Origin of the sequence: Pseudomonas sp. BN515, assembly GCF_029873155.1 — a bacterium.
Classification (GTDB): Bacteria; Pseudomonadota; Gammaproteobacteria; order Pseudomonadales; family Pseudomonadaceae; genus Metapseudomonas.
Genome location: NZ_SSOH01000081.1, coordinates 1 through 9596, shown reverse-complemented (window position 1 = coordinate 9596; position 9596 = coordinate 1). Strand labels below are relative to the sequence as shown.

The window sequence follows — 9596 nt, the reverse complement described above, 5'->3', positions numbered from 1 at the left end:
CCTTCGCGGATCGCGAAGCGCAGGCCATCTTCCATGGCGATCGGAGCGATCAGGGTGACAACCATCTTGATGTTGTCGCCCGGCATTACCATCTCTACGCCTTCCGGCAGTTCGCAGTTACCGGTCACGTCAGTGGTACGGAAGTAGAACTGCGGACGGTAGCCCTTGAAGAACGGGGTGTGACGACCGCCTTCTTCCTTGGACAGCACGTACACTTCGCACTCGAACTTGGTGTGCGGCTTGATGGTGCCCGGCTTGGCCAGAACCTGACCACGCTCTACGTCGTCACGCTTGGTGCCGCGCAGCAGGACGCCAACGTTCTCACCGGCACGACCTTCGTCGAGCAGCTTGCGGAACATTTCAACGCCGGTGCAGGTGGTCTTGGTGGTCGCACGAATGCCGACGATCTCGACTTCTTCCTGAACCTTGACGATGCCGCGCTCAACACGACCGGTAACCACGGTACCGCGGCCGGAGATGGAGAACACGTCTTCGATCGGCAGCAGGAACGGCTGATCGATGGCACGCACCGGCTCCGGAATGTAGGAGTCCAGGGTCTCAACCAGCTTACGAACGGCGGAAACGCCGATTTCGTTGTCGTCCTTGCCTTCCAGGGCCATCAGAGCGGAACCGATGATGATCGGAGTGTCGTCGCCCGGGAAATCGTAGGTGTTCAGCAGGTCGCGAACTTCCATTTCGACCAGTTCCAGCAGCTCGGCGTCGTCAACCATGTCGGCCTTGTTCAGGAACACGACGATGTAAGGAACACCCACCTGACGGGACAGCAGGATGTGCTCGCGGGTCTGCGGCATGGGGCCGTCAGCAGCCGAGCAAACCAGGATAGCGCCGTCCATCTGCGCAGCACCGGTGATCATGTTCTTCACGTAGTCAGCGTGACCGGGGCAGTCAACGTGAGCGTAGTGACGAACAGCGGAATCGTACTCAACGTGGGAGGTGTTGATGGTGATACCGCGAGCCTTCTCTTCCGGCGCGTTGTCGATCTGGTCGAAAGCGCGAGCGGAACCGCCCCAGGTCTCGGAGCAGACCTTGGTCAGAGCAGCAGTCAGAGTGGTCTTGCCATGGTCAACGTGACCGATGGTGCCAACGTTGACGTGCGGTTTGTTACGTTCGAACTTTTCTTTAGCCATCGAGAACGTCTCCCATCAAGAATTGAGCGAGTCACGCCACCATTAAAACAAAGGCAGATATTTTCATATCTGCCTTTGTTAAGATGGAGCTCATGAGCGGATTTGAACCGCTGACCTCACCCTTACCAAGGGTGTGCTCTACCAACTGAGCTACATGAGCCAAACACATTGCGAAAGCAGAAAACCTGGAGCGGGTAGCGGGAATCGAACCCGCATCATCAGCTTGGAAGGCTGAGGTTCTACCACTGAACTATACCCGCGGAGCCTGCAGCTCTCGCCTTGAATCTGGTGGAGGGAGAAGGATTCGAACCTTCGAAGTCTATGACGTCAGATTTACAGTCTGATCCCTTTGGCCGCTCGGGAATCCCTCCAAAGTGAGGCGGCATTTTCAACATCTGCCACCCTGCTGTCAAGCTTTTTCTCATTAAAATCTTGAGGTTAGCTTCATTTGACAGCCGCTTCGCCATTCAGCTTTTTGAGCCTCGCTGCGAAGCGGGCGCCATTCTATTCAAGCTAACGAGGAGATGCAACACCCTCGCACGGCATAAGTTGATGTTTTAACCCAAAAAAATCTCGAGACAGCTGCTCGAGCAATGGATCATCAATCAGCCTGCGGCTTTCAGGGGCTACGCGAACCCAGTAATCACGGTGCGCGCGAGACAATTCCCGCATGAAAGGCTCATAACCCGCATCTCGCAGCCGCTGCATTACGCTCTCTGCAGAATCCATACGCGGAAAGATACCGAGGGAGATTCCGTTGACCAGATCACCCTGGGTCACGATATAGCTGTCGATTTTCCGCGCCTGGAGCTCCTTGAGCTGGCGCAGGGACGCCTCTCTGGAAGCGAGGGGAGCAAGGTAGACCCAATAATCCGTCCCCGCAGCGGCGTCGACAGGCTGAACTTCAGAGCGAACATCCAGGCTGATCAGCCGTTGTTCGACTTCGCGCGCCTGCTCTTCACGCTCGAACCCACCCAGGAACAAACATACGGCCTCCTCGGCGGGCGCGGCCGGAGCGGCACTGCGCCGCGGCTGGGCGCCCCCGGACTCACTGAGCAGGCGGATGTCCTGCTGGCCACCTTTATAGAGGGAAAGAGTCTCCACTTCCTTTGGCCGCAAGGGCGCCTGCTGCTGATGCCAGACGTAATAGAAGAGATTGAGAACCAGGAGAAACAGAAACAACCAGCGCATGGATCAACCTCAATGCAATGGACAGGCGATCGCCAGGCCGACGAACACCAAGTCAGGCAAAACTCTAGCGCGCGGCAGCACATCCCTGACAAGGAGCGCATCACCGCCGGTGAGGAAGACTTCGAATTCTTTCCCTAGATGCTCAGCCGCCAATTCGATCTGCGCCTGGACGAATCCGCGAAGCATCAACAGGCAACCCCGCTCCACCGCCTCAACCGTCGAGCGCCCGGGCACCATGTCGTGCAACGCCTTTTCCGCAGCCTCGTCGTCATAGCGAATACGCCGGGTATGAGTACGCAACTGATTGCGCATGAGCAGCATCCCCGGACAGATGAATCCGCCGAGATGCTCCCCATCCGCCGTAACCAGGTCGGATGTCACTGCCGTACCAAGATCGAGGACCAGGCAAGGCTTGCGAGCGATGTGATATGCCCCCAGAACTGCCAGCCAGCGATCCAATCCGAGACGCTGATATTCAGAATAACCATTGCGAACTCCTGCCATCTCGATGGCAGAGGACGCACAGACGGAGGAAACGCCGAACACCTCTTGCAGCCGAGCGGTCAGCAGTCGAGTTTCGTCATCAGAACGCACGCTCACCAGTCGACATTGGCGAAGGGCCAAGCCAGCGGTTGCCTGCAGTGCAGAAATCAGCTCTTCATCGGAACCGACGACACCACCCGCAAGAGCAACCAACTGCGTATTGTCGATCACACGCCATTTGATAAAGCTGTTGCCGCAGTCAAGCTCAAGAATCATCACTCAACCTCAAACTGAGCTCTCCACCGCTGTAAGCTCGCTCTTCGCCATCGACACTGAGGCGCAAGGCGCCTGTCGCATCAATCCCCATGACCACTCCCTGGATGCTCTGTATACCCGCGGTCAGCTTGACCAACCTTCCTTGCCAGAGATGGGCGCCCTCCCATTCCGTACGCAGAGCTCCGAATCCCTCGCTCTTATGACGCCCAAGGTAGTCTTCCAGGTGGGAGCTCAAACGGGAAACCAATGCATTCCTGTCCACGAGGGCTCCACCCTCTGTTCGCATAGAGGTCCAGGGCTGATCGATTTCCTCTGTGGACAGCTGCATGTTCACATTGACTCCAATGCCAATCACTACATGACAGATGTCAGCAGGATCCCCCAGGAGCTCTAGGAGAATCCCGGCAATCTTGCGATTACCCACCAGGAGGTCGTTTGGCCATTTGAGACCAGCCTCAGCCAATCCAAATGAACGCAATGTCTTCAATACAGCCAGACCAACGACCAGGCTGAGACCTTCGAGCTGACGAGCACCGCCATCGATGCGCAATGCCAGACTGTAGTAGAGGTTTTGGGCATGGGGACTCACCCACCGACGCCCTCTGCGCCCCCTACCCTCTGTTTGCCGCTCAGCGATGACCGCAAAGGGCGGCACCGCGCCCGCACCCAAACGTCGCATCGTTTCGGCATTGGTGGAATCCAGCGAATCGAATACCTGATGCGACCAAGGACAGCCCCCCCTCTCCAGGATGCCTCGGTCGAGCAGACTCAACGGGCTCTGCAACCGATAACCTCGGCCACGAACCTTATAAATAGGAAGACCGAGATCCGCCTCCAGTTGCTGCAGCTGCTTCCAGACGGCACTCCTGCTCACACCAAGGGCGTCACCCAAGGCCTGGCCCGAATGGAAGCGTCCGTCCTGCAGAAGTTTCAATAACGTCAGCATTTGCTGGATCCGGCTCACAATGAGGCACGCATCATATCCATGCACATCCTGATTGCATAGAAATCCAGCCCGCGCCAGGCGTGCGTAGCAAGCAACAGAGGACAGCGACCGCGAGCTTGAATTTTCTCACGCGCAAAGACAAACCCCCGACACGCCTGGGCGTATCGGGGGTTTGGGATAGAAGCTTGACGATGACCTACTCTCACATGGAGAAGCTCCACACTACCATCGGCGATGCGTCGTTTCACTGCTGAGTTCGGGATGGGATCAGGTGGTTCCAACGCTCTATGGTCGTCAAGCAATTCGGTTGGGGGATCGTCCAGGACGCGCCCCCGAATCAGGTATGTGACAGTCTATATTTTTGCGGTTCAGGCCAATTTTCGGTCTGTCGACTTCAACCAGTCGCACCCACAATCACCAGATTGTTTGGGTGTTATATGGTCAAGCCTCACGGGCAATTAGTATTGGTTAGCTCAACGCCTCACAGCGCTTACACACCCAACCTATCAACGTCGTAGTCTTCGACGGCCCTTTAGGGGATTCAAGATCCCAGTGAGATCTCATCTTGAGGCGAGTTTCCCGCTTAGATGCTTTCAGCGGTTATCTCTTCCGAACATAGCTACCCGGCAATGCCACTGGCGTGACAACCGGAACACCAGAGGTTCGTCCACTCCGGTCCTCTCGTACTAGGAGCAGCCCCTCTCAAATCTCAAACGTCCACGGCAGATAGGGACCGAACTGTCTCACGACGTTCTAAACCCAGCTCGCGTACCACTTTAAATGGCGAACAGCCATACCCTTGGGACCGGCTTCAGCCCCAGGATGTGATGAGCCGACATCGAGGTGCCAAACACCGCCGTCGATATGAACTCTTGGGCGGTATCAGCCTGTTATCCCCGGAGTACCTTTTATCCGTTGAGCGATGGCCCTTCCATACAGAACCACCGGATCACTAAGACCTACTTTCGTACCTGCTCGACGTGTCTGTCTCGCAGTCAAGCGCGCTTTTGCCTTTATACTCTACGACCGATTTCCGACCGGTCTGAGCGCACCTTCGTACTCCTCCGTTACTCTTTAGGAGGAGACCGCCCCAGTCAAACTGCCCACCATACACTGTCCTCGATCCGGATGACGGACCAGAGTTAGAACCTCAAGCATGCCAGGGTGGTATTTCAAGGATGGCTCCACGAGAACTGGCGTCCTCGCTTCAAAGCCTCCCACCTATCCTACACAAGCAGGCTCAAAGTCCAGTGCAAAGCTACAGTAAAGGTTCACGGGGTCTTTCCGTCTAGCCGCGGATACACTGCATCTTCACAGCGATTTCAATTTCACTGAGTCTCGGGTGGAGACAGCGCCGCCATCGTTACGCCATTCGTGCAGGTCGGAACTTACCCGACAAGGAATTTCGCTACCTTAGGACCGTTATAGTTACGGCCGCCGTTTACCGGGGCTTCGATCAAGAGCTTCGCTTGCGCTAACCCCATCAATTAACCTTCCGGCACCGGGCAGGCGTCACACCCTATACGTCCACTTTCGTGTTTGCAGAGTGCTGTGTTTTTAATAAACAGTCGCAGCGGCCTGGTATCTTCGACCGGCATGGGCTTACCGAGTAAATCGTTCACCCTCACCGGCGCACCTTCTCCCGAAGTTACGGTGCCATTTTGCCTAGTTCCTTCACCCGAGTTCTCTCAAGCGCCTTGGTATTCTCTACCCAACCACCTGTGTCGGTTTGGGGTACGGTTCCTAGTTACCTGAAGCTTAGAAGCTTTTCCTGGAAGCATGGCATCAACCACTTCGTGTTCCAAAGGAACACTCGTCATCAGCTCTCGGCCTTGAACACCCGGATTTGCCTAAGTGTTCGGCCTACCACCTTAAACTTGGACAACCAACGCCAAGCTGGCCTAGCCTTCTCCGTCCCTCCATCGCAGTAACTAGAAGTGCGGGAATATTAACCCGCTTCCCATCGACTACGCATTTCTGCCTCGCCTTAGGGGCCGACTCACCCTGCGTCGATTAACGTTGCGCAGGAACCCTTGGTCTTTCGGCGTGCGAGTTTTTCACTCGCATTGTCGTTACTCATGTCAGCATTCGCACTTCTGATACCTCCAGCAAGCTTCTCAACTCACCTTCACAGGCTTACAGAACGCTCCTCTACCGCTCGTCTTACGACGAACCCGTAGCTTCGGTGTCTAGTTTGAGCCCCGTTACATCTTCCGCGCAGGCCGACTCGACTAGTGAGCTATTACGCTTTCTTTAAAGGGTGGCTGCTTCTAAGCCAACCTCCTAGCTGTCTAAGCCTTCCCACATCGTTTCCCACTTAACTAGAACTTTGGGACCTTAGCTGACGGTCTGGGTTGTTTCCCTTTTCACGACGGACGTTAGCACCCGCCGTGTGTCTCCCACGCTGACACTTCCAGGTATTCGGAGTTTGCATCGGTTTGGTAAGTCGGGATGACCCCCTAGCCGAAACAGTGCTCTACCCCCTGGAGTGATACGTGAGGCGCTACCTAAATAGCTTTCGAGGAGAACCAGCTATCTCCGAGCTTGATTAGCCTTTCACTCCGATCCACAGGTCATCCGCTAACTTTTCAACGGTAGTCGGTTCGGTCCTCCAGTCAGTGTTACCTAACCTTCAACCTGCCCATGGATAGATCGCCCGGTTTCGGGTCTATACCCAGCGACTAAACGCCCTATTAAGACTCGCTTTCGCTACGCCTCCCCTATACGGTTAAGCTCGCCACTGAATATAAGTCGCTGACCCATTATACAAAAGGTACGCAGTCACCTAACAAAGTAGGCTCCCACTGCTTGTACGCATACGGTTTCAGGTTCTATTTCACTCCCCTCTCCGGGGTTCTTTTCGCCTTTCCCTCACGGTACTGGTTCACTATCGGTCAGTCAGTAGTATTTAGCCTTGGAGGATGGTCCCCCCATATTCAGACAAAGTTTCACGTGCTCCGTCCTACTCGATTTCACTTCCTGGACCCTTTCGCGTACGGGGCTATCACCCACTATGGCCGCACTTTCCAGAGCGTTCCGCTAAAATCCAAGAAGCTTAAGGGCTAATCCCCGTTCGCTCGCCACTACTAAGGGAATCTCGGTTGATTTCTGTTCCTCAGGGTACTTAGATGTTTCAGTTCCCCTGGTTCGCCTCTTGCACCTATGGATTCAGTACAAGATACCTAGGTTATCCTAGGTGGGTTCCCCCATTCAGAGATCTCCGGATCAAAGTCTGTTTGCCGACTCCCCGAAGCTTATCGCAGGCTACCACGTCTTTCATCGCCTCTGACTGCCAAGGCATCCACCGTATGCGCTTCTTCACTTGACCATATAACCCCAAGCAATCTGCCTGTGATCATAGGGGTGAAGACGACATTCGCCGAAAATTCGCGCTTGAACTCGCAAATTTTACCTTGAATTATTGAGTGCAGTGAAACACTCAACAAGTCACTTCTATCACATACCCGAATTTTTAAAGAACGATTCTGAAGCAAAGTTCAGAATTCAATATCCAACTACGGATATTCAATTCTGGACTCTTGGTCAGCCTGGAGATGGTGGAGCCAAGGAGGATCGAACTCCTGACCTCCTGCGTGCAAAGCAGGCGCTCTCCCAGCTGAGCTATGGCCCCAATGTCAACCGGTCATACGACCCCGCGACAATTGGTGGGTCTGGGCAGATTCGAACTGCCGACCTCACCCTTATCAGGGGTGCGCTCTAACCAACTGAGCTACAGACCCAATCGCCTTCGCAATTGAATCAAGCAATTCGTGTGGGAACTTATGAAGAAGCTGATGTCTTCGATTAAGGAGGTGATCCAGCCGCAGGTTCCCCTACGGCTACCTTGTTACGACTTCACCCCAGTCATGAATCACTCCGTGGTAACCGTCCCCCTTGCGGTTAGACTAGCTACTTCTGGAGCAACCCACTCCCATGGTGTGACGGGCGGTGTGTACAAGGCCCGGGAACGTATTCACCGTGACATTCTGATTCACGATTACTAGCGATTCCGACTTCACGCAGTCGAGTTGCAGACTGCGATCCGGACTACGATCGGTTTTATGGGATTAGCTCCACCTCGCGGTTTGGCAACCCTTTGTACCGACCATTGTAGCACGTGTGTAGCCCTGGCCGTAAGGGCCATGATGACTTGACGTCATCCCCACCTTCCTCCGGTTTGTCACCGGCAGTCTCCTTAGAGTGCCCACCATAACGTGCTGGTAACTAAGGACAAGGGTTGCGCTCGTTACGGGACTTAACCCAACATCTCACGACACGAGCTGACGACAGCCATGCAGCACCTGTGTCTGAGCTCCCGAAGGCACCAATCCATCTCTGGAAAGTTCTCAGCATGTCAAGGCCAGGTAAGGTTCTTCGCGTTGCTTCGAATTAAACCACATGCTCCACCGCTTGTGCGGGCCCCCGTCAATTCATTTGAGTTTTAACCTTGCGGCCGTACTCCCCAGGCGGTCGACTTATCGCGTTAGCTGCGCCACTAAGATCTCAAGGATCCCAACGGCTAGTCGACATCGTTTACGGCGTGGACTACCAGGGTATCTAATCCTGTTTGCTCCCCACGCTTTCGCACCTCAGTGTCAGTATCAGTCCAGGTAGTCGCCTTCGCCACTGGTGTTCCTTCCTATATCTACGCATTTCACCGCTACACAGGAAATTCCACTACCCTCTACCGTACTCTAGCTCAGTAGTTTTGGAGGCAGTTCCCAGGTTGAGCCCGGGGATTTCACCTCCAACTTGCTGAACCACCTACGCGCGCTTTACGCCCAGTAATTCCGATTAACGCTTGCACCCTTCGTATTACCGCGGCTGCTGGCACGAAGTTAGCCGGTGCTTATTCTGTTGGTAACGTCAAAACAACCAGGTATTAACTGACTGCCCTTCCTCCCAACTTAAAGTGCTTTACAATCCGAAGACCTTCTTCACACACGCGGCATGGCTGGATCAGGCTTTCGCCCATTGTCCAATATTCCCCACTGCTGCCTCCCGTAGGAGTCTGGACCGTGTCTCAGTTCCAGTGTGACTGATCATCCTCTCAGACCAGTTACGGATCGTCGCCTTGGTGAGCCTTTACCCCACCAACTAGCTAATCCGACCTAGGCTCATCTGATAGCGTGAGGTCCGAAGATCCCCCACTTTCTCCCGTAGGACGTATGCGGTATTAGCGTCCGTTTCCGAACGTTATCCCCCACTACCAGGCAGATTCCTAGGCATTACTCACCCGTCCGCCGCTCGCCGGCATCCCGAAGGACCCGCTGCCGCTCGACTTGCATGTGTTAGGCCTGCCGCCAGCGTTCAATCTGAGCCATGATCAAACTCTTCAGTTCAATACTGCTTGGGTTTTGAGAAAACCCTAAACTTGGCTCAGCAATCGCAAATAAACTCTCGAATTCACGAGTGTTACTTGTGATGCTGATAATCAGTCGACTATCAGTCTTACCTCACAAGCACCCACACGAATTGCTTGATTCAGTTGTTAAAGAGCGTTTCGATCAAGTCTTTCGTCTCAACCGAGGCCGCGCATTCTACGCTAGCCG

Annotated in this window: 4 protein-coding genes, 5 tRNA genes and 3 rRNA genes; all 12 read right to left on the bottom strand. The window is 54.6% G+C overall.

The genetic code is table 11. The features are described from left to right. Positions 1 to 1148 (bottom strand): elongation factor Tu (tuf, locus tag E8E91_RS22595; RefSeq protein WP_280364816.1); only part of this gene is annotated, 1148 nt, incomplete at its 3' end. A gap of 84 nt (positions 1149 to 1232) precedes the next feature. Then, positions 1233 to 1308 (bottom strand) — tRNA-Thr (locus E8E91_RS22590). Positions 1309 to 1334: 26 nt separating this feature from the next. Then, a tRNA-Gly gene (locus E8E91_RS22585) sits at positions 1335 to 1408 on the bottom strand. Between the two features lie 26 nt (positions 1409 to 1434). Further along, a tRNA-Tyr gene (locus E8E91_RS22580) sits at positions 1435 to 1519 on the bottom strand. Positions 1520 to 1661: 142 nt separating this feature from the next. Next, complete coding sequence (locus tag E8E91_RS22575; RefSeq protein WP_280364827.1) at positions 1662 to 2339, bottom strand: SPOR domain-containing protein; 678 nt, start codon at positions 2337 to 2339, stop codon at positions 1662 to 1664. A 9-nt stretch (positions 2340 to 2348) separates the two neighbouring features. Beyond that, complete coding sequence (locus E8E91_RS22570) at positions 2349 to 3098, bottom strand: pantothenate kinase (RefSeq protein ID WP_280378977.1); 750 nt, start codon at positions 3096 to 3098, stop codon at positions 2349 to 2351. After that, entirely contained in the window at positions 3088 to 4044 is a 957-nt protein-coding gene (gene birA, locus E8E91_RS22565) for a bifunctional biotin--[acetyl-CoA-carboxylase] ligase/biotin operon repressor BirA (protein WP_280378975.1), read from the bottom strand. Before birA ends, E8E91_RS22570 begins: the two co-directional genes overlap by 11 nt. 183 nt (positions 4045 to 4227) lie before the next feature. Further along, positions 4228 to 4343, bottom strand: a 5S ribosomal RNA gene (gene rrf / locus E8E91_RS22560). 138 nt (positions 4344 to 4481) lie between these two features. Beyond that, a 23S ribosomal RNA gene (locus tag E8E91_RS22555) occupies positions 4482 to 7372 on the bottom strand. Positions 7373 to 7599: 227 nt separating this feature from the next. Then, a tRNA-Ala gene (locus E8E91_RS22550) sits at positions 7600 to 7675 on the bottom strand. 32 nt (positions 7676 to 7707) lie between these two features. After that, positions 7708 to 7784: transfer RNA gene (locus E8E91_RS22545), tRNA-Ile, on the bottom strand. Positions 7785 to 7849: 65 nt separating this feature from the next. Then, positions 7850 to 9386, bottom strand: a 16S ribosomal RNA gene (locus E8E91_RS22540). The 16S, 23S and 5S rRNA genes sit together here with 2 tRNA genes alongside, the layout of an rRNA operon. Between the last annotated feature and the right edge of the window lie 210 nt (positions 9387 to 9596).